Source organism: Haloterrigena gelatinilytica, from assembly GCF_013342145.1.
Classification (GTDB): domain Archaea; phylum Halobacteriota; class Halobacteria; order Halobacteriales; family Natrialbaceae; genus Haloterrigena; species Haloterrigena gelatinilytica.
Genome location: NZ_JABUQZ010000001.1, coordinates 442,470 through 462,904, shown reverse-complemented (window position 1 = coordinate 462,904; position 20,435 = coordinate 442,470). Strand labels below are relative to the sequence as shown.

The window sequence follows — 20,435 nt, the reverse complement described above, 5'->3', positions numbered from 1 at the left end:
CTTATCTCGCTCGCCGGTAGCTCGAGTACGAGTGCGAGTCACGGGACTCCGCGGCGACGCGTTCGTCAGGCGTCCCGCGCCGCCTCGACCGTCTCGCGGACGGCCTCGACGCCCTCCTCGTGGGCGAGGTCGCCGACGACGATCACGTCGGCGTGTTGGGCCATCGTCGCGGCCGAGTCGTAATCGTGGATGCCGCCGCCGTAGAACAGCGTCGTCTCGTCGGTCGCCTCGCCGGCCGCCTCGACGATCTCCTCGTCGCCGAACGTCCCGGAGTACTCGAGGTAGACGATCTCCTGGCCGAACATTCGTTCGGCGACCTCGGCGTAGGCCGCGACGTCGTCCGGCCCGAGGTCGCAGTCGGCTTCGGTGTACTCCGCGACGTCGGCTTCCGGGTTCATCACGATGTAGGCTTCCGTCCAGGTCCGGTCCCAGTCCATGTCGCCGTCGGTTCGCACCCACTCCTTGTGGGCGCCCGTGATCCAGAACGGCGAGCCGGCGTTGAACACCGTCGGGATGAGATACCCCTCGAGCGCCCGGTTGTCGATGACGACGTCGGGGCTCGAGGGTTCCTGATAGAGCGGCACGTCGTGTTCGGCGCAGGCGTCGACGACGGCTTCCATGTTCTCCTCTGTGATTCCCATGGTGCCGCCGACCTCGATGGCGTCGGTGCCGGTCGCACAGAGGTCTCCGTAGGTGACGCCCTCGGGGAGCTCCTTGTCCGGGTCGATCTTGAGAATATGGTTCCAGTCGTCCCAGGGGCAGGCAGTCATACCGCGTCGTTTCCGGAGAACCGGCAAAAACGCTACGAAACGGCCGCTGGTGGAGAACGCCCTCGGACGCCACTCTCGAGGGTCGTTCACGACGACCGTTCGGCGACGCGTTCGGCGACCGTCAGGAGGTCCCGAATAGCCGTCAGCGCCTCGTCGACCGCGGCCTCGTCGAGCGCGTCGTCGCCCTCGCTCGAGTCGGAACCGATCGCCGGTACTGGCAGCCGGAGGACGAGCGCGTCGCCGTCGGTCAGCAACTCCGTCGCTGGCGGAATCGCGGTCACGTAGCGGGCGGTGAAGGTCCGGAGATGCGCCGCGGCGCCGGGAATCCTGAGCTCGACGGTTCCCGCTGCCAGCGCGTGAACGAGTCGGTGGTCGTCGGCCAGCGGCGGGGCGTCGATCGCGACTGCCGTGTCGTCGTCAGCGACCGTATCGGCGTCCTCGTTCTCGGCTTCGAGGTCGAACGCCGGCTCGCGCTCCCTCACCAGCGCGCGGTACTCCGCGACGATCGACGGCGGGCCGCCGGCGCTCGCGCTCCGACGCCCGCGATCGATTGCCGCCTGAACCAGGGCAGCCCGGTACTCGTCCCGGTCGCCATCGCGCGCCACGAACCGATCCCGGAGCGACTCGAGCGAGACCTCGCGTCCATCGGTGGCTCGGTATCGGTCGTCCCGGTCTCGAGGGCGCTCTTCGGCGCGATCGATACCAGCCGACAGTCGTCCCAGTCGCCCTCGAGCGCGCGGTCCCGTCGCGTCCGAATCGACTCGAACGCGGCCGCGTCGGTATCGACGGCAGATCCGGTTCCGACCGTCAGGACGAGAATCACCCGCCCGTCCGCGGTCTCGAGCCCGACCTCGAGCGCGGACCACCGCCGCGTGGTATCGAACTCGGCGCTCTATCCCGTCCTGATGGGACATTCCATGGGCGCCGGTACGGTCGCGTGGACGGCGGCGAGACGGCCAACCCTTGCGAAGGGAGTGGTCCTCGTCGAACCGGACTGTTTCCACAGGCTCCCGGAGGCCGACCCGGACGAACTGTTCGAGCAATCGCGAACCGCCCTGAACCGAGCGTCCGATCGGACCGTCGAAGAGATCGTTGAGGAGGAGTATTCCGAGCTTGACGCGACGCACGCCCGCCGCCTCGCGACCGGCCATCTCGAATCCGATCCGGCGATCGCGGAACTCGCGCGTCAGGGCTACCCGTCGCCCCTCGTCGATGCGCTCCCGGACGTTTCCTGTCGCTCACTGGTGTTGCGATCCGATGTCGACGTCGACCAGCGGGTCGCCGACCTGAACGCGGCCGACTCGCTGCTGCCGGGACGATTGGTCCACGTCCCGAACGCCGGCCACTACGTGTTTCGCGACTCGTACGACGCCGCATACAAGGAACTCCAGACGTTCCTCCGGCGACTCTGACGTCCCCGCACTCTCACTCGAGGCGCGGCCCTGCAACGGCGAGCGACCGATATCACCTCTCGCGTGATTACCGGCTCAGACGTACTCGAACCACTCGTCGTACTCGTCGGTCTCCCGTTCGACGACCTCGAAGAACCGCTGCTGAATTTCTTCGGTGATCGGGCCGCGCGAGCCGTCGCCGATGACGACGTTGTCGACCTTCCGAATGGGCGTGACCTCGGCCGCGGAGCCGGTGAAGAACAGTTCGTCGGCCGTGTTGAGTTCGCCCCGCGAGATCGAGGCGCCGTCGTGGACCGTGTAGCCCAGATCCTCGGCGATCTCGATCACGGTGTCGCGGGTGATGCCGTCGAGGATGGACTCGGAGAGGCCGGGCGTGTGGAGCTCGCCGTCGCGCACGAGGAAGATGTTCTCGCCGGGACCTTCGGCGACGTTGCCCTCCTTGTTGAGGACGATCGCCTCGGCGTAGCCGTTCCGGCGGGCCTCCTCGCCGGCGAGCATGCTGTTGACGTACAGGCCCGTCGTCTTCGCGTTCGTCGGGATCTGGCTCGAGGCGTGTTTCCGCCACGAGGAGATCATGACCTCGATGCCCTCCTCGAGGGCTTCCTCGCCGAGGTACGCGCCCCACGGCCAGACCGCGATCGCGGTCTCGGTGGGACAGTCCTTGGGACTGACGCCCAGCGAGTTGTACCCGTAGAAGGAGATCGGGCGAATGTAACAGGACTCGAGGTCCTGGCGCTGGATGAGCTCCTTCGTCGCCTCGGTGAGCTCCTCCTTCGTGTAGTCGATGTCCATGTCGTAGGGCTTGGCCGACTGGAAGAGCCGTTCGAGGTGTTCCTCCCAGCGGAAGATCGCGGGGCCCTCCGCGGTGTCGTAACACCGTGCGCCCTCGAAGACGCCGCTGCCGTAGTGCAGTCCGTGCGTGAGGACGTGGACCTGCGCCTCGTCCCAGTCGACGAACTCGCCGTCCATCCAGATCGTATCGACGTCCATCTCGTCGAATCCCATGATCGAGAGTGTTACAAGCCACCGTACTAAGTGTTCGCGGTTTCGCGTTCGAAAATCGGGCCGGGCGGCGTCCCTCGCCGTCGAATCTCCCCCGAATGGCGGCGAGGTGACGAACGACTGCGGACGTCGAACTCGAACGCCAAGCTCGCGTCTCGTCCCCTCAGTCGGAGCGCCCGCGGAATCGGACTGCCTCGAGCGCGACGGCCCCGGTGCCGACGAGCCCGATCGCGACGGCGCCGACGCGGAGCGCGGCGGTAAACGGCGAGTCGTCCGCGTCGTCGTCCCCGTCCGCGTCCTCGCCGTGATCGTCGTGGTCGTGGCCCTCGGCATCGTGATCGTGGTCGTCCGTCGCTCCGTCGGCGGCGCTCGCCACCGCGCGCACGTCGACCCACTCGTCGACGTACTCGCCGCCCGGTTCGCCGGTGACGCGCACCCGCCAGTCGCCCTCGGCGGGCAGCGTCCTGACCGTCCCGTAGGTCCCGTCGTCGGTCGCCTCGAGTTCGACCTCGAACCGATCGCCGTCGGGTCCGTCGGCGAGCAGGCGGACGGTCCGCTCGGACTCGAGCGGTCGGTCGTCGCCATCCAGGAAGGCCGCCTCGAAGACGACCGGCGTGCCTGCCTCGACGCGGAGCCCCTCGTCGCTCGTTCCGTCGTCGCGCCCGTCGATCTCGGCGGGGATCGCCGTCAGCTCGAGATCGACGTCGCCCTCGCGTTCGATCGTCGCGCTCTCGAGCCCCTCGTCTTCGCCGACGACGGCGGCCGTCGGAACGGAGGTGAGCAGTCCCGAGAGGAGCACGACGACGACGAGGACGGCGACCTCGAATCGGACGGCGCGAGCGAACGCGGTGAGGGTCCCGTCGCCCGAGTCGTCGGGAGGCGATCGGCCGCCGTCTTCGCGGGTTCCGTTCTCGGTGCCGCCGATCAGTCGCCCGACGAGTCCGCCGCGACCGTCCGCAGCGGCGGACTCGAGGCGACGAAGGAGGACGAACCGGGAGAGTCCGCCCAGTCCCAGCGCCAGCAACACCAAGAGCGTCTTCGCCGACAGCGCGACGCCGTAGACGGCCGCGGCGAGCGACTCGAGGTCGGGGACGTGCCACGAGGCGAGGACGAGCCCGGTCGCCGCCGCGAGCGTCACGCCGGTGAGCGCCAGCAGCGAGTACCGCCGGATCGTTCCGGCGGCGACGGCTCGTCGATCGGCCGGCGCCGTCTCGTCGAGAACCGCGGGCACGACGACAGCGAGGACGACGAGCCCGCCGAGCCAGAGCCCCGCACCGGTGACGTGGCCGAGATCGACGAGCGCTCCCCGCAGCCGATCGATCGCCGTCGCCGAGTGGCTCGTCCAGCCGACGGTCATCGCGACGGCGATTGCACCCGCGGGCGTCCCCCAGAGCCAAACGGGTCGTCGGAGCGCGCCCGCGACCGCCAGACCGAGCAGTCCAGCGATAACCGCGGCCACCGACAGTTGCGTCAGCCACGTCGCCCCGAGCGAGGTATCGAGGAACGCGCGGACGGTGTCGACCGAGAGCGAGCCCAACGCCGTGGCGCGAGCGAGTCCGAGCGCGACTACCGACGCGACCAGCACCGCGCCCGCGCCGGCGAGGACGCGCGCGAGTCGACGATCGACCGTCCGCGTCGTCCCGTCACGGTCGGCGAGCGGATAGACCGCTATCGCGGCCGTTACCGGCGCGCCGAGGAGCACGAGTACCGCGACCAGCACCAGCCCCTTCGCGGCGGTTTCCGCGGGCGGGAGCGATTCGTCCGCACCGGCCTCCTCGTCCTCGTAGGCCTCGAGGACGGCGTCGCGGTCGAGCGGGTCGTCGCCGACGCCGAAGATGAACGAACCGGACGTCTCGTGGCCGTCGTCGGCGAGGATCTCCCACTCGACGGTGTACATTCCGTCGACGTCGGCATCGTCTCCGGTCGGCGCGTCCTCGAGCGGGACGCGGACGACCCGGGAATCGTCGGGATCGACCGTCGCCTCGCCGCTGACGTCTTCCCCGTTCGGACCGGTCACGGTGACGTCGGCGACCTGCACGCCGTCGCCGCCGAACGTCAGCGTCACCTCGTCTGGGAGCGCCTCGACCTGCTCCCCGTTGGCCGGGTCGGACTCGCTCAGGTACGCGTGGGCCGCGACCGGCGTCACGGCGACCGAGAGGACGACGACCGCGACGAGGACGAGCAGCCACGCTCGGCGCGCGACCTCGTTCGGACCGACGTCCCGCTCGAGCGAGTCCGTCCTGACCATGCTATTCGGGGATGTAGGCGACGGTGTCGACGCCGTCCGCGACTTCGACGTCTGCGATCAGTTCTCGCTCGGCCATGTCGATCACCGCGACGGTGCCGTCGGCATCGGCCGGCGTGAAGAAGTAGCCGTCCCCCGAGACGGCCGAGCGGTGGAGGTGCTGGGCGCCCTCCGGGTGCTCGATGTCGCCGGCCTCGATCCGGTCGACTTCCTCGAGGGCGTCCATATCGACGACGACCGAGTCCGCGTCCATCGTGTTCGCCGTGAAGCCGTAGAGCGCGTCGTCGCCCTCGTAGTACTCGAGGTCGTCCGGACCGCCATCGACGGAAACGGAGCCGATCTCGGGCGTCTCCGCGTCGGTCACGTCGAAGACGTGTATCTCGCCGTGGTCGATGATCGACATCCGCTCCTCGTCGGGCGTCAGGTACATGCCGCCGGCGACGTCGAGTTCGTCGACGACCTCGTCGGTCTCGGTGTCGACGACGGCGGTGACGTCTCCGTACTCGACGTACGCGAGTCCGTTCGACGGGCTGTAGGCCTTGTAGTGAGTCCCGCCGTCCTCGCCGAGTTCGATCGTGTCGATCCGCTCGTAGCTCTCGAGGTCGATGACGTGGAGCGCGGGATCGTTGACGTTGGTCGCGTAGCCCTTCTGGCCGAAGTCCTCGTGGGAGAGGAGTTTCCCGTGGCCCTCGCCCTCGAGGCCGGCCGCGACGGTCTCGACGACCTCGTGGTCCTCGGTATCGATGACGTAGAACGTCCCCTCCGCGTCGGAGTGGGCCCACATCTCCTCGTCGTTCGGATGATACATGTGGGTCCCGTCGGGCCCCATCCCGACCTCGGCGGCGATCTCACGCGTTTCGAGATCGATGGCCAGCACCTGACTGAGCGTCTCTTCGATGACGAACAGTTGGCTCCCGTCGTTCGTCACGACCGCGTCGCCGTACGCGTAGCCGTCGACGCCGTCGGTGAGTTCGTCGACGACCGCACCTTCGTCCGGATCGACGAGGGCGATCGCGTCCGGGCCGAACGCGTAGGCGAGTCCGTCGCTACCCTCGCCGCTTTCGTCGTCCTCGGCTCCGTTCTCTTCGTCGCCGTTCTCATCATCGTCGTCGCCGAGACAACCCGCGGCCCCGATCGCGAGACCGCCGCTCATCACTTGCACGAATCGTCGTCGCTCGATCGGTCGAACCATACCGGCTCATGAGCCCTCCGGATGTTTTCCGTTCTGGTTCAGTAATCGAAATTATGGTCCAGTACTCGAAAATTGCTGTCAGATCGGTTCCCTGTCTCTGCGGATGGTCAGGGCCGTCTCGAGACGAAACTGAAAACGAATCCGAGCGACCGAGCCGACCGCACCTACTCGGAGTCGACGGAGTTCTCGAGCAGGCCGTCGACGAGCCGCGTAAATCGATCGACCAGTCGGTCCGGCACCGTCGGCGAGATTTCCGAGAGCAGCGGCGCGGTTCGATCGGGACGGGACAGCGAGAGCGTGACGCGATTGCGTTCTCCATACTCCTTCTCGACGATGTCGCACTCGACCAGGTTATCGAGGTGGTACTCGAGGGTGCTCCGGGCGATGTCGAGTTCGTCCGCGACCGCGGCCGGTCGGCACGAACCGTGCTCGATCAAGAAGAGGACGATCTCGCGGGTCGTCTCGCGGCGGAACAGCGCCAGCGCGGCGCGTTCCCACTCGTCGTACTGCGGGGGGTAGTAGTGGGTCTGTCCGTAGAGTTCCTCGCGGACGAGTTCGCCGGCGTCGATCAGCCGACGGACGTGATACTGGATCTGTCCCGGCGCGTACGTCGACTCCCGGACGAGTTCGTTGAAGTGGATTCCGGCGTTGGACCGAACGTGTGCCCTGATCTGTCGTCGTGTCTCGCTCATTGTGGACGTGGTCGTCGTGATCGATGCCCCGCTACGGGGCTGCCTACCATCGACTAGCGACCACGACCGGATAACGGCTTCCGCTCGTTCCCGGCAGGTGAGAACGGGCCATACGACCCGTCTTGATGAGACGACCGACTGAACACGAAACCGGCGCACACGCAAACGAGGGCTCGAGACGACCGTCTTCGACTGCCTCGGCGAAAAACGGACGGTCGCTGCGGGACGACAAACCGTGAACAACCGAAGCGCATAGGTAGCGTTCCCGCCCAGATAATATATCGCGGATGGAACACACGAGTCCCCTCGACATCCCGTGGCTGGATCCGCAACTGGCGCCGGTGTTGTTGGCCGTGATCGTCCTCGCCGCCGTCGGGACGACGATCCTCTTTTGCTGCGGGCTCGTCGCGTACTCGAGACGGCGCTCGCCCCGATACCTACTGATTACGGCAGTGCTCGGACTGCTCGTGGTGCGGTCCGTCGTCGGCCTCGGAACCGTGTTCGGCGTGGTCCCGATGACGGTCCACCACCTCGTCGAACACGGGTTCGACTTCGCGATCGCCGTGCTCGTCCTCTATGCGGTCTACCGAAGCGGACCGATGACGGACGCCGAGACGAACCGCGACCGGCCCTCGAGGTCCGACGACTAGTCTCGAACGACGGCCGAAAATAGGGTTCTTACCGAACGAATCTACGCGTTCGACGTGACGCCGCGTTACTCGTCCTCGAACTCGAGCGCCACCGAGTTGATGCAGTAGCGTTTGCCGGTGGGGTCGGGACCGTCCTCGAAGACGTGGCCGAGGTGGCCGCCGCAGTTGGCACACAGGACCTCGGTGCGGCGCATCCCGTGGCTGGTGTCCAGTCGGGTCTCGACGCGATCGGCGTCGACGTCGTAGAAACTGGGCCAGCCGCAGCCGGACTCGAACTTCGTGTCGCCGTCGAACAGTTCGGCGCCGCAGCCGGCGCAGGCGTACGTCCCGTCCGCTTTGTGATCGACGTACTCGCCGCTAAAGGGGGGTTCGGTGCCGGCCTCGCGCAGGATTCGGTACTCCTCCTCGCTCAGTCGGTCTCGCCACTCGACGTCGCTGTCCGGAAGGTCGCCGTCGGCGTCGTCGCGGGACTGATCGCTCGTATTGCGCTCCATGGAGTAGCCTAGGGTGGAGACGCCCAAGAGTCTGTGCGTTCCGACGGGGGTCTCGAATCGCGGTCGGCGCTACCGACTCGTGATGACGTCGGTGCTCTCGCAGTCGGGACACTGTGTCATCCGTCCCAGTTTCGGGACGTCGATGCGACGCCACGCGTCGTCGCCGCCGGGCGCTTCGAACCCGCAGTTGCGACACCGGGACAGGCCGAGGGTGGTCGAGTTACTCGCCATGGATCACACTATGCGACACGGTCGCATAGATGTTATTCACGACGATCTTGACAGTCCGTCATCGAAACGGGAGCGAAACGGCGGTGCCGATCGGTTTCCCACCTGATTCGATCTGTCGAGCACGACAGGGTTCAACGCGGTAGCGTTCGGTAGCCGGTCGAGTAGGTAGTCGATGTTCGGCGCCCGGCCGACGCGGTTCGGCAGGGAACAGAATTAGTCGGAGCGAGACGGTTCCACGTCGATGCGACTCTGCCCGTAGTCGGTCGCCGGATCCGACGAGCGCTCGGTCAATCCGTCGCCCGATTCCTCATCGACGGTCACCGGCGCCTCCGGGTCCTCGAGGAGCGACTCGAGCCGGTCGAAGACGTCGATCGTTCGATCGCCGTCGCGACAGGGCGCGACGTGGAGGAGTTCGTCACCGTCGAACTCCGCGACCGCGATCGTCGGCAGCCGCCACACGTCGTGGGATTCGCCCGTGATCGACGACTCGATACGCGTGTTTCGGAAGAACGGCTCGAGCCGGCACCCCGTGCGAGCGGCCCAGTTCTCGAAGGCTTCGAGTCGGCGTTCGATCCGGCAGAGTTGCGGAATACGCATCGCTCGCTCGGGTCGGTTGACCTCGACTTCCTTCCCCCAGACGCTCACGTCCACCGACTCGATCGGCGCCTGCGACTCGAGATCGGAGAGCCGCTCGAGGGCGCGTTCCTGCGTCGGGCCGGCGCTCGTGGGGGCGAACGATCGGATCCACAGTTCGACTGACGTCGGTGTTGTTGTGGGGTGCGACACGTATCTGAGCCGTCCACCGATGTGTACAAAAGTGTTTGCTGAATCATCATTTGGGATGAAATAATGGTCGACGGTGGCTGTGACGATTTTCCGCGAGCGTGCCCGCCGGAGAGCGAACACTGTTGCTCGGTCGCGGTGTTTCACACCGGCGAGTGCCGTCGCCCATTGTCGACCGGCACCGAAACGCACACATTCACGGTCCCCGGTCGCCAACGCTGCACCGATGACCGTTTCGCGAACCGTCGAACTCGAGGGACACATCATCGATTCGGGGACGATGGGCCACTGTTTCGGTGTCGTAATGGATATGGGCGGCGAGTTCGAGGTCGAGGAATTCGAAGTCGGCCGCCACAAGCACGCGGAGACCTACTGCCGGATGCGCGTGCTCGCCGAAACCGAAAGCGACCTGCGGGCGATCCTCCACGAACTCAACCAGCAGGGCGCGACCGTCGCCGATCCGCGCGACGCGACGCTCGAGGCGGCGCCGGAGGACGGCGTCGTCCCCGTCGACTTCTACTCGACGACCAACCACCCGACGTTCGTTCGCGTCGACGGCGAGTGGGTCGAGGTCGAGGACGTCGAGATGGACTGTGCCCTCGTGGTAGAGAACGCGGGCGACGAGCGTCCGCGGGTTTACACGAAGGTCCTGAACGCGATCGAGGAAGGCGACCTCGTCGTCACCGGCGAAACCGGGATCCGCGTCGAACCGCCGGAACGCCCCCGCAACGGCAGCGGTTCGTTCGGCTTCATGCAGGGCGGCGTCTCCAGCGAGCGCCCCTCGGCGTCGCTGATCGAGGAGATCGCCGACGAGATGCGCGAGGTCCGGGAAAACGACGGGAACGTCCTCGTCGTCTGCGGCCCGGCGATCGTCCACTCCGGCGGCCGGGACGCGCTCGCGGAGCTCGTCCGCGCGGGCTACATCGACGCGCTTTCGGCCGGCAACGGCTTCGCCGTCCACGACTTAGAGCGCGACCTCTACGGCACCTCGCTGGGCGTCGACACCGAGAGCTTAGAGCACCCGCGAAAGGGACACAAACACCACATTTACACGATCAGCGAGATCGCCCGCCTCGGCGGGATCGAGGAGGCCGTCGACGAGGGTGTCGTCGACGACGGCGTGATGTACGAGTGCGTGCGCAACGATGTCCCCTACGTCCTCGCGGGCTCGATCCGGGACGACGGCCCGCTTCCGGACACGATCACCGATTCGATCGAGGCCCAGAACGCGATCCGCGAGCAGGCCCAGGAGGCCGACATCGTCCTCATGCTCGCGACGCTGCTCCACTCGGTCGCCGTCGGTAACTGCCTCCCCTCGACGACCAAGACCGTCTGCGTCGACATCAACCCTGCAACCGTCACCCAACTTCTCGACCGGGGCAGCGCGCAGGCTATCGGCATGGTCACCGATATCGGGACGTTCATCCCGATGCTCGCCGAGGAACTGCTCGAGTAACTCGCCGCTGATCGAACTACGTTCTCGTTTTCCGTTGGGCCGGATGCGAACGATATCCCGATCAGAGAGCCTGCAGCCGAGACTGGTCTCAAACCGAGTTCGCTTCGGCTAGTACTATCGGCTATTTCCGATACATTTAGTTAGTTGAATTATACATATTTGAAATAGACGATGAATCGACGGTCGACATCAACGCGCCGACGGTGGCTCGCAGCCTGCGGCAGTGCATCGGTCGGTATTGCCGGCCTCTCCGGCTGTACGGGTAGCGACGATTCGAACGACGAAAACGGCAGTTCGGACCCTGCTGGTACCGGCGAGGAACCTGACGAAAGCGGAACTGAAGGCGTTCACAACGGCTCGAGCGGCGAGTCGTGGCCAATGGCACGGTTCTCCGCGAACAACGGGATGGTTACCGATGAGTGGAGCGGGCCTGACGGGCCGCTCGAGGAGCGGTGGACGGTCGAGATCGAAGACGGTGAGGTCTCGGGACCTGTCGTCGGTCACGGGTTCGTCTACGTCGCGGACGAGACGTCGACACTCCACGCAATCGACCTGACGACAGGTGACGTCGAGTGGACGTACGAACCAGAACTGCCGCCGGAGACCCCTCCAAATCCGCAGTGGGAACCGACGACGCCAGCGGTAACTGACGACACCGTGTACTTTCTCACTGAAACCCTCTATGCGCTGAAACCCGAGACCGGTGACGTCTTGTGGTCGGTTGAACTCGGTTCGCTGTACTCTGGAGACATTCGTGTCTACGATGGGATCGTATACGTCCATAACGACGGAAAACTATACGCTGTCGACATCGAAGAACAGAGTATAATTTGGGAGGAACGAGTAAATGCAGTCCAAGATATCGCTGTCGGTAGTGATGGTTCACTCTATGTATCACACAAAACGAACAGTGGACATGACTACGAAGTAGTGGGATTCGATGTCGAGAAAGAGGAACAGATCTGGGCGTATTCTCCGTCCGGCAATTTTGACACCGGAAGAGAATTACTGGTTCATGATGGGACAGTCTATACACACGAACTCGATACGGTTCTAGCGATTGACGGAGAGACGGGAGAAGAGGCGACGATGGCCGTCTATAATAAGGATGATAGTGAGTCCGTTGTCGCCGGTCGTGCTCCAACTATCGCAAATGAAATTATCTACTCTGCGGGCGTATTTGATCAGCCTGCAGTGCTAACGAGAGAACTAACCACAAGACAAGAACCCCCAACATGGGATTCAAATATGCCTATTTCTGGACCGACTGGTCGTCGGATATTCGTTTCTAAGAACTCTCTCTATGTCTGGCGTGGCTATGGCTATGTGGATTTGAACGTACTAAATCCCGAAACTGGTGAACAACGGTGGTCCTTTGATGTCCGCGATCACCAAGATATGGTACGAGGAATGGTACAAGGATACGCGATTCTTGTAGATTCGATCATCTATAGCATCGATGGTAACTACAGCGTCATTGGCGCTCTCGAAACAGCCTAATACTATTGCAGATGTAATAACGCGAAATCGGTCTGAAGGAGAGCTACTTAGCCTTCGAGAGGGCCAGTATCCCCGTACTTGTCGCTCTCTCCCTCGTAACCGAGAATTAGATCCTTATTACCGAGATTCTCGATAAGGTCACTGAAGCTTGGTGGACCGTCAAATGGAGGATCCCCGGTATTCGGCGGTGAACCAGACTTCATGGGCATCAGACCAGGCATGGCAATCAGAATCTCGAGCGACGTATCGAACGTAATCGGTTCGACTTCGCCGATCTTCTGTGGCGCATCGCCGCCGAGATCGACTTCGACGTCCATCCGATCGCGGACGTACGTCGTTCCCGCACCGTCGACCGGACCTCCCGCCGTCGCACTCACTTCGAAGCGGGAGTACTCGCCCTGAAGGTCGACGTTGTAGCTGTTGACCTGCAGGACGTACAGCATCGGCGGCCACGGAACTAGCGGGAGCCCCGGTGTCGGCAGTCGCTGGCCGTATTTGGCTCCGAGCGCCGCGTGCTCGCCGTCGACATCGGTGTCCATGATCGTGGTGTTCGGCGGTCGAACCGTCGGCACCTCGTCGTCGTCGACCGTCTCGAGGTCCATGTACGTCGGCGAACCGGAGACGTCGAACTCCATGTCTCCCATGAGCTCTGAGCCCTCGAGTTCCCCGCTCTCCGTCTCGACGTCGCCAGCGAAAACCGCCTGTACGATATCGAGGGAGTCGTCGAGTGCGCCGTCGCTCGTGGACATCGCGTCGTCGAACTCGCTGACCGTTTCCTCGTGGAAATCCGCCATCTCATCAAGTCGACCGGTGAGCGTCTCGAAGTAGGCGTTTCGCACTTCCATTCGAACGAGATCCGGAACGTTGTCGTACGACTCCGTGTCCACGAGTTCGTCTTCGACGGCCCGAACCTCATCGGTTAGCTCTCTGAACGGCGACGGACTGCGCAGAAACTCCACTCGCGGTTGCTCGATCGCGTTCGTCTCTTTCTTGACGTACGCGTTAACCAAGTAGAGGTCGTCCTCGAGCCACTCTTCGAGTTCGGCTCTGTCGAGATTCGAACCGGCCTCGAGATCGTCGAAGTCGTAACTCGCAACGTCCGCTCCGAGGACCCCGAAACGGATATCCAGTGCGACGGATATCGCCCCGTTGGTACTCTCGTTGGTCGACGGAATACTCGATATGCGGATCGAATCGTTGAGATCAGCTTCGATCTGGGACTCGAGATCGCCGTCCGAATCGAGCGCGTTCACATCGAGCAGCGTCTCGAGGGAGTCAGTTACGACGCGCTCGAAGTTGGCCGGATCCGAGAGGCTGGTGAGATCACCGTGGCCCGCGTATCCGGTGCCGGCTTCGAAATCGTCACCGATCTCGCTCCGGTCGATAGCGATATCATCGACGAGATCCGCATCGATGTCGACCTCGATCGAAACCGGGAGCGTTTCGGGCGATCGATCGAGGGTTTTCGTGTCGGTTCCGTTCTCCGTCGTGTTCTCGAAGACCGATCGCTCCTGAATTTCGACGTCGGCATCGATCGTGAGACTGTGGAGATCACGATTGGTGTACTCACCCTCGGTAGTCCGCCAGTCCTGCGACAACGATACGTCGATGTCGGTAACGCCGCGGGAATCGTACGCTGAATGACTGTACTCGTAGTCGGAAAACGAGCTGCTCCTGTTCGCGGAAAGCGATCCGTACGAGACGTCGACCGATCGATCGACGTTCACGTCGTAGATATCGTCGATGAAGTCACCGTTCTCGATCCGCGACTCGAACCCCTCGGTGTAACTGATCGGTTCGTCGATATCCTCGGGGTTCATCTCGCTAGGGAGGTCGTCCAACACCGTCGAGAGATCTCGGATGCCGATCAGCTCGTAGTAGGCGATGTCGGCCATGTCGTTCGGTTCGACCGTTTCGTTCTGCGTCAGCGGATTCATCTCCCCGAACATGCCGTCGACGAGCTCGAGCGTCGAGGGCGCGTCCGGGAGATCGCCGCCTTTGTCGCCGAAGAGATAGTCGCGGAAGTCCTCGCAAGCGGCGTCCTTGAGGCTCGGATCGTCCTCGAAGTAACTGTGCAGTCCCGCACCGTCCTCGGGATCGTCGAGCGAGGCGTCGCCTGCAGACGTCAAAATCGCGTTGTAGGACCGATCGATTTCGACCGTCTCCGATCCGTCTTCGTACCCGTCCGCGAATATTTCGACCGTAAGTTCGCTTCGGTCGTCGATCGCGAGGTCCTCGAGAGCGATCGTTCCGTCGGCACCCGTCGTCGCGTACGCGAGTTCGTCGTCCGCCCAGACGTTGACGTCGGCGCCGTCGACCGGCTCTCCGGACGGACCGTAGACAGTGATCGTTCGGTCGGTAGACGGCCGGAGTTCGATACGGTCTCGAGAATCCCGTTCGGAAAACCGGATGCGCTGCTCGACTCGCTCGTAGTCGTCTCCGATCACGACGACCGAGTGCGTCCCGTTCTCCGCTAGCTCGAACGAGACCTCGTTACCGGGACCCGTCGTACCCCGCTTTTCTCCGTCGACGAAGACAGTTGCATTGTAAACGCCGTTCCCGAACCCGTCCGTGACGGAGACCGTCGCCTGGTATCCGTCGTTACTTTCTTCGCTGTCGTCGTTGCCGGCCATCGTCTCCAGCATGTCCGCCGCGAAACACGCCCACGCCGGACGCATCACCCTGTCGGCGTACGGGTCGACGGCGTCCTCGCCGAACACCTCCTCCTGAACGCCGAAGATGGCGTCGTTCGCCATCACTTCAGTGTGATTGTTCTCGAGAATTTCGTCGAAGGTCCAACCCTGTTCCAGATCTTCGTCACCCGTCCCTTTGTCCATCCGATTGATGAACGACTTGAAATACGCCATCGGATAGAGTCGCATGGCCGTTTTCTGGGCCATGTTTTCGAACTCGGTGACCTCGCCATCGAGGAAGCCTTCGTCGAGCATCGTTTCGAACTCCCGTGTCTTCTCCTGTAACTCGAGGATCGGCGTGCCGACGGTGACGGAGAGGTCGTCGACCGTCCGCTCGCTGACGACGCGATCGCCGTCCTCGAGCGTGATCGTCACCCGATCGAGCGTCACCTCGAGCAGTCCGTCGCCCCCCGCCCGTTCCGCGACGTCGATTCGGTCGTCGGCGGTCCTGATCGCACGGTCGGGATCCTCGGGGACGTCTCCGCCGATGGAAACCGTCGTCTCGACGTCGCCGGCCGTCTGGCCGGCGGCCGACAGCGACTCCTGCGCCTCGAGGTAGATCAACAACTCGAGGTACGTCTCGAACGTCTCGGTCTGGTTGCCCCCGAGCGCGTCGAGGTCGGAGGTCGTTACCGGTTGGGCCGCGGCCCGGTGAGTCGCGTCGACGACGGCGCCGCGGAGTTCGCTCTGGACGGCCGCTTCCGTCCGCTCCATCGCGAGCGTCTCGTCGATCTCCGTCTCGGGTCCGCCGCGCGTCTGGAGGACGCCGACGACCGTCACGCTGGTCACCAGCAGCAACACCCCGATTATCGCGAAGGGGACTCGAGCGCGATCGTCGATCGATACCGTCGTTCGTGTGCGTTTTCCCGTCATTCTTTCCACGTATACGTCGTGATGTCGACGTCGCTGGGGGCGATGGTTTTCTCGAAGAACGCGTCCAATTCGGCCTCGTCACCGCCGATCGCGTCGAGTTCGTCACCGATCGGCCCCGACTCGAGGTCGTCGGCGATCAGTTCGGTGAGACCCGCGATCAGCACCTCGTTGGCGTCGTCGGCCCGGGCGTCCGATCGCCGCAGCGGACCGGCGTCTCGCTCGAGGTCGTGATCCGGATCGAGGCGATCGGCCAGTTCGAGGTAGTGAGTCGTCGTGACGGCCCGGTCGAGTCCTCGCCGCTCGAGAGTCAGTTGCGTTCGCTCGGGCGGGAAGTAGCCGCGGACGATCGACCGGGCGATCGGTTCGGCGAGCGCGTCGATATCTTCCTCGTCGGCGTACGCTGTCGCCAACTCTGAACTGTTAAGCGCGGGAGTGCCGCTCGAGGCGGTCGTCGTCGCGGCGGTCGTATCCGCGGTCGGCGGGGGTCGCTGGCCGGCGGTCACCTCCCCCCTGATCGAGGCGTCCTCGTAGGGGCGCCAGCTGGCGACGACGTGGACGTTGCGGTTCGAACCGGTGAACCGGCCGTCGACGCTGGCGGCGACGCTATCGGCGAACGAGTCCGCGTACCGGATCAATCGGCCGTCGCCGATCGTCGCGTTCGCGACCGCCGCCTCCGCGAGCACGCCGGTCGCGGAGCCGTACGTCGTCCGTTCGTAGTCGTCGACGGTCTCCGGTTCCTCGTAGCGGTCGCTCTCCGCGATCGACTCGAGATCGTAGCTGACGGCGACCGTCGACCCGCTGAGCGTTTCGGCGGTTCGATCCGCCCGCGTTTCCTCGAGCGACCCATCGGTAGTGGGAAGAGAGAGGCCGAGCAGCAGGACGCTCGCGCTGACGAGCAGCAGTGCGAACGCGACGTCGAGGACGGTGCTGACGGCGCGGTCCGATCTCACGGGGCCCACACCTCCACTCGAAGGGTGCCGCCGCGAACGTCGCCGGGGGCGACTTCGACGGGAACGGGCCGTTCCGCCACGCCGGTCTCGATCCCGGACCCGTCGGCGGGGGGCCCCTCCGGGTCGGCGACCGGCGTCCCGTCCGTCCCGAACTGTTCCGTCGCGACGACCTCCCGATCGCCGCCGTCGGTCACCGCAGTGATCTCGACGTGGACGTTCCGTCCCTGGGGGAGCGAATCCGGTTCGACGTCGTCCAGCCCGGTCGGTCGATGGACCGCAACGGTGCCGCCGTGAGAGACGTCGGCCCAGATCCGATCGATCGCGGACGCCTCGGGCGAGCGGTCGGTTCGGTCCCCGAGGACGTCGGTGAGGAAGCCGCTGTAGAGGCCGAGCGCGATCACCATGACGACGACCGCAACGAGCGCCGCCACCGGCTCCGTCTGGCCCCTAGACGACCGCGAGCGTGGCATGGTAGTTCCCCGTCTCGTCGTTTCGTTCGATCCAGTCCAGTTCGGCCGCGCGCTCGTCGGTGGCGGTGACGGTCGGACAGACGGAATCGACGGTCGTCGCGCTCTCGAGAGTCGTTTCACACGTTTCCGAACCGAACTCCGCGGTAACGGTGAGCGGGTAGACGCCGATCCAGAACTCCTCGTCGGGGCGTTCGGTATCGGTACCCGGTGACCGGGTCCCTTCGATCCGCTCCCCGTCGACGAGGTGTGAATCGAGATCCGTTCGGACGGTATCGGAGTCCGCGTGAGTCGTCGTCCACTCCGCCTCGTAGCCGACGGTCGCGTACTCGTGTGGCGCTACGACGCCGGGCTCGATCGGAGCAGTACCGGTCACGGTGTACGCGACCGTCTGCGTCTCGTCACCTTCGTACGTAGCGGCCAGTTCCTTCGGGAGGGAACGACGGCCGTCGAGTATCGAGCGCTCGTGGTCGGCGCCCTGGACTCGTACCTCCGGCGGCTCGTCGGGCTCGACGGCGACCTGTCGAACGGTTAGCTCGTCCGAAGCGGTCAGCCATTCGCCGGCGGTCTCTTCGTCGACGTCGGCGACGCGGTCCATGAACGCGGCCGCCGCGTTCGCGTCCGCGTCCTCGAGTTCCGACTCGAACACCGTCGCGAACGACTCGCCGTAGACGAGGCGTTCGAGCCGCTCGTCGCCGTTGACGACGACGACCTGGCCGTACGCGAGACTCGAGCGACTGACCCCGTGTTCGTTGCGCAGCGCGACCGTCTTCCCGTCGATTCTGATCGCGTCGGCGTCGTGCTCGAGGGTCGACGCCGCTTCGTAGCTGCTCGCGGTCGTCTCCTCGATCGCGTTCGTCGCGCCCTCGGCGTCGGGCGGCGGTCCCGTCGGCAAGGCGAGGACGACGCCGGCGAGAGCGAGGCTGACGATACTGGCGCCCAGCCACACGTACCAGGCGTCGACGGGTGTCTCCCAGTCCATAGCCGCTGCTGGCTCGTGATCGTATTTAAACTCGGAGACCGGAACGAAACGATCGGTTTGAGGGCTTAGAGGCGCCGTTGACGGCGTTCACTCGCTTCTGATGGTTCGGATCTACTCATGCTCGGAAAACAACTGGCATCGTAAACACGAGCTGGAATAGCGGTATTCGGACTGCTATCGCGCTGAATACCCTCAATCCGTTATCGGATGGCTTCAACGTTTTAAGACGGCGCAGAGCGTGAACGTAAGTGATGGATCAGCGGGACGAACTTGCCAACGCCGCCCTCGAGACGCTCCCCATTACCGTCGCAGTCATCGACGAGGACGGAGAGATTCTGCTGACCAACGACACCTGGCGGGCGTTCGGTCCCGACGGTCACCGGACGGACCACGTCGGCGTCAACTACATCGCGACCGCGAAGGCGGACGCCGACACCGACGAATACGCCAGACGCGCGGTCGAGGGCCTCGAAGCGATCATCGACGGCGAGCGAGAGACGTTCACGATGGAGTACCCCTGTCACTCGCCCGAGCGAAAGCAGTGGTTCCTGATGTGGGCGAAGCGATTCCACGTTAGCGGGGAGCTCCGCGTCTCGGTGGTCCACCTCGATATCACCGAGCGCAAACTGGCCGAGATCACCGTCGAGGAGACCGCCGCGGAGCTCCGCGAGGAACACCGGGCGTTAGAGCACGTCCTCGAGCGCGTCGACGGCCTGCTCCGGGACGTCACCGACGCCGCCGTCGGCGCGACGACCCGCGAGGAGATCGAGCGCTCGGTCTGTTCGCGCCTCGCCGACACCGATCCGTACGTGCTCGCCTGGATCGGCCGCGTCGACGTCACGAACCGCCGCCTCTCGCCGCGCGAGTGGGCCGGCGCCGGCGACGTTCCCCTCGAGGACGAGACGCTCGTCCTCGCGTCGGACGAGAGCCACCCCGCCGTTCGGGCGCTCGCGGAGGGGGAAGCGCAGGTGGTTCAGGACATCGACTCGTTCGACGACGCGGGACGGTGGTGGCCGGCGGGCGCCGGCGACCGATTCCAGTCGGTCGCCGCGTTGCCGCTTCGCTACGGCGACGTCACGTACGGGGTGCTCGCGGTGTTCGCCGACGAGCCGGCGGCGTTCTCGGAGCGCGAACTGCTCGTCCTCGACTCGCTCGCCGGGGCGATCTCGACCGCGATGAACGCGATCGAGGCGCGTCGGATGCTCGCGACCGACGCCGTCGTCGAACTCGAGCTCGCGATCGCGGACCCCGACCTGTTCGTCGCGGCGCTGGCGACCGAACTCGAGGCGGCGGTCACCTTCCGAGGGCTGACCGACGAGGACGGGACGCCGATCGCGTTCTTCCACGCCGACCGCGCCGTCGACGGCGCCCCGGACGCGGCGGCGATCGACGGCGTCACCGACGTTCGAATCCTGTCGACGTACGACGGCGGGACGCTCCTCGAGGCCGCCCTCGACGACGGTATCGTGCGGACGATCTCCGAACACGGAGGGACGGTTCGACGGTTCGAGACCAGGGGGGATCCATCGCGGGCCGATCGGCGGAGCGCCGTCGGCGACGCGAGCGTCGAACTCACCGTCGACCTCCCGAACGGGCAAGCCGCGCGCTCGGTCTACGATCTGTTAGAGCGGCGGTACGACGCGGTCGAGTTGATCAGCTACCACGAGACCGATCGCCCCAGGCGAACGCCGGGGGACGTGATGGCTCGGCTGGAGTCGTCGCTGACCGATCGCCAGCAAACGGCGCTTCGGAAGGCGTACTACGCCGATTACTTCGAGTGGCCCCGCAACGTCTCCGGCGAGGAACTCGCCGAGTCGATGGGCATCTCCCGCTCGACGTTCCACCAGCACCTCCGGACCGCACAGCGGAAGCTGCTGGACGAACTGTTCGATAGCGCGGACCACGCGAGCGGGCTGCGAGGCGGTGAAACCGCCTCGAACGAGACGAGCGCGGAGTAGAACTCCGCGAGCAGTCGAACGGGCACGGCCCGTGAGACGGCGTCGCCGTCTCGCGGCCCGCGAACAGACGACGACCCCACTAGGT

The 20,435-nt window shown here is 65.1% G+C and carries 18 protein-coding genes; 5 read left to right on the top strand and 13 right to left on the bottom strand.

Translation table 11 applies throughout. The annotated features are described in order from the left end of the window. Nucleotides 1-65 precede the first annotated feature (65 nt). Nucleotides 66-770: a phosphoglycerol geranylgeranyltransferase gene (locus tag HTZ84_RS02265; protein ID WP_174679193.1), complete on the bottom strand. Its 705-nt coding sequence runs from the start codon at nucleotides 768-770 to the stop codon at nucleotides 66-68. 86 nt (nucleotides 771-856) lie between these two features. After that, the gene (locus tag HTZ84_RS02260) at nucleotides 857-1,375 is read right to left on the bottom strand and encodes a hypothetical protein (RefSeq protein ID WP_174679192.1); all 519 of its coding nucleotides are present in this window, start codon (nucleotides 1,373-1,375) and stop codon (nucleotides 857-859) included. 312 nt (nucleotides 1,376-1,687) lie between these two features. Between HTZ84_RS02260 and HTZ84_RS22650 the strand changes: the two genes are divergently transcribed. Next, nucleotides 1,688-2,182, top strand: a complete 495-nt coding sequence (locus HTZ84_RS22650; RefSeq protein WP_217468187.1) for an alpha/beta fold hydrolase — start codon at nucleotides 1,688-1,690, stop codon at nucleotides 2,180-2,182. A 75-nt stretch (nucleotides 2,183-2,257) separates the two neighbouring features. On the opposite strand, the gene HTZ84_RS02250 is transcribed toward HTZ84_RS22650, so the two are convergent. The 4 genes from HTZ84_RS02250 to HTZ84_RS02235 all read right to left on the bottom strand — a co-directional run bounded on the left by HTZ84_RS02250 (nucleotide 2,258) and on the right by HTZ84_RS02235 (nucleotide 7,313). Further along, nucleotides 2,258-3,187, bottom strand: a complete 930-nt coding sequence (locus HTZ84_RS02250) for a branched-chain amino acid transaminase (RefSeq protein WP_174679191.1) — start codon at nucleotides 3,185-3,187, stop codon at nucleotides 2,258-2,260. A 160-nt stretch (nucleotides 3,188-3,347) separates the two neighbouring features. Further along, a complete protein-coding gene (locus HTZ84_RS02245; protein ID WP_174679190.1) occupies nucleotides 3,348-5,432 on the bottom strand; it encodes a copper resistance CopC/CopD family protein in 2,085 nt (694 codons plus the stop codon). Between the two features lies 1 nt (nucleotide 5,433). Beyond that, entirely contained in the window at nucleotides 5,434-6,621 is a 1,188-nt protein-coding gene (locus tag HTZ84_RS02240; RefSeq protein ID WP_174679189.1) for a YncE family protein, read from the bottom strand. Nucleotides 6,622-6,785: 164 nt separating this feature from the next. After that, entirely contained in the window at nucleotides 6,786-7,313 is a 528-nt protein-coding gene (locus tag HTZ84_RS02235) for a winged helix-turn-helix transcriptional regulator (RefSeq protein ID WP_174679188.1), read from the bottom strand. Between the two features lie 287 nt (nucleotides 7,314-7,600). Between HTZ84_RS02235 and HTZ84_RS02230 the strand changes: the two genes are divergently transcribed. Beyond that, nucleotides 7,601-7,963, top strand: a complete 363-nt coding sequence (locus HTZ84_RS02230; RefSeq protein WP_174679187.1) for a DUF7471 family protein — start codon at nucleotides 7,601-7,603, stop codon at nucleotides 7,961-7,963. A 65-nt stretch (nucleotides 7,964-8,028) separates the two neighbouring features. Here HTZ84_RS02230 and msrB read toward each other — a convergent pair whose 3' ends face one another. From msrB to HTZ84_RS02215, 3 genes are all read right to left on the bottom strand, one after another. After that, nucleotides 8,029-8,457 carry a peptide-methionine (R)-S-oxide reductase MsrB gene (msrB, locus tag HTZ84_RS02225; protein WP_174679186.1) on the bottom strand — a complete coding sequence of 143 codons (429 nt, stop codon included), beginning with the start codon at nucleotides 8,455-8,457 and terminating at the stop codon, nucleotides 8,029-8,031. 69 nt (nucleotides 8,458-8,526) lie between these two features. Continuing rightward, a complete protein-coding gene (locus tag HTZ84_RS02220; RefSeq protein ID WP_008894410.1) occupies nucleotides 8,527-8,688 on the bottom strand; it encodes a hypothetical protein in 162 nt (53 codons plus the stop codon). Nucleotides 8,689-8,901: 213 nt separating this feature from the next. After that, nucleotides 8,902-9,474, bottom strand: a complete 573-nt coding sequence (locus tag HTZ84_RS02215) for an HTH domain-containing protein (RefSeq protein ID WP_174679185.1) — start codon at nucleotides 9,472-9,474, stop codon at nucleotides 8,902-8,904. A 223-nt stretch (nucleotides 9,475-9,697) separates the two neighbouring features. On the opposite strand from HTZ84_RS02215, the gene HTZ84_RS02210 reads away from it, so the two are divergent. Together HTZ84_RS02210 and HTZ84_RS02205 are read left to right on the top strand one after the other, a co-directional pair. Further along, entirely contained in the window at nucleotides 9,698-10,927 is a 1,230-nt protein-coding gene (locus tag HTZ84_RS02210; protein ID WP_174679184.1) for an ornithine cyclodeaminase, nickel-pincer nucleotide-dependent, read from the top strand. 171 nt (nucleotides 10,928-11,098) lie between these two features. After that, nucleotides 11,099-12,427, top strand: a complete 1,329-nt coding sequence (locus HTZ84_RS02205) for a PQQ-binding-like beta-propeller repeat protein (RefSeq protein WP_174679183.1) — start codon at nucleotides 11,099-11,101, stop codon at nucleotides 12,425-12,427. A gap of 47 nt (nucleotides 12,428-12,474) precedes the next feature. Here HTZ84_RS02205 and HTZ84_RS02200 read toward each other — a convergent pair whose 3' ends face one another. The 4 genes from HTZ84_RS02200 to HTZ84_RS02185 are packed head-to-tail and all read right to left on the bottom strand — an operon-like array spanning nucleotide 12,475 to nucleotide 18,392. Continuing rightward, nucleotides 12,475-15,993: a DUF7286 family protein gene (locus HTZ84_RS02200; protein WP_174679182.1), complete on the bottom strand. Its 3,519-nt coding sequence runs from the start codon at nucleotides 15,991-15,993 to the stop codon at nucleotides 12,475-12,477. Further along, complete coding sequence (locus HTZ84_RS02195; protein ID WP_309138845.1) at nucleotides 15,990-16,943, bottom strand: DUF7284 family protein; 954 nt, start codon at nucleotides 16,941-16,943, stop codon at nucleotides 15,990-15,992. The genes HTZ84_RS02200 and HTZ84_RS02195 overlap by 4 nt, the downstream gene beginning before the upstream one ends. Then, the gene (locus HTZ84_RS02190; protein ID WP_174679180.1) at nucleotides 16,940-17,413 is read right to left on the bottom strand and encodes a DUF7285 family protein; all 474 of its coding nucleotides are present in this window, start codon (nucleotides 17,411-17,413) and stop codon (nucleotides 16,940-16,942) included. The genes HTZ84_RS02195 and HTZ84_RS02190 overlap by 4 nt, the downstream gene beginning before the upstream one ends. Then, complete coding sequence (locus HTZ84_RS02185) at nucleotides 17,391-18,392, bottom strand: DUF7283 family protein (protein ID WP_174679179.1); 1,002 nt, start codon at nucleotides 18,390-18,392, stop codon at nucleotides 17,391-17,393. The genes HTZ84_RS02190 and HTZ84_RS02185 overlap by 23 nt, the downstream gene beginning before the upstream one ends. 251 nt (nucleotides 18,393-18,643) lie before the next feature. Here HTZ84_RS02185 and HTZ84_RS02180 point away from each other — a divergent pair, with 251 nt between their 5' ends. After that, nucleotides 18,644-20,350, top strand: coding sequence for a bacterio-opsin activator domain-containing protein (locus HTZ84_RS02180; protein WP_174679178.1), 1,707 nt, complete (start codon nucleotides 18,644-18,646; stop codon nucleotides 20,348-20,350). The last annotated feature ends 85 nt before the right edge of the window (nucleotides 20,351-20,435 follow it).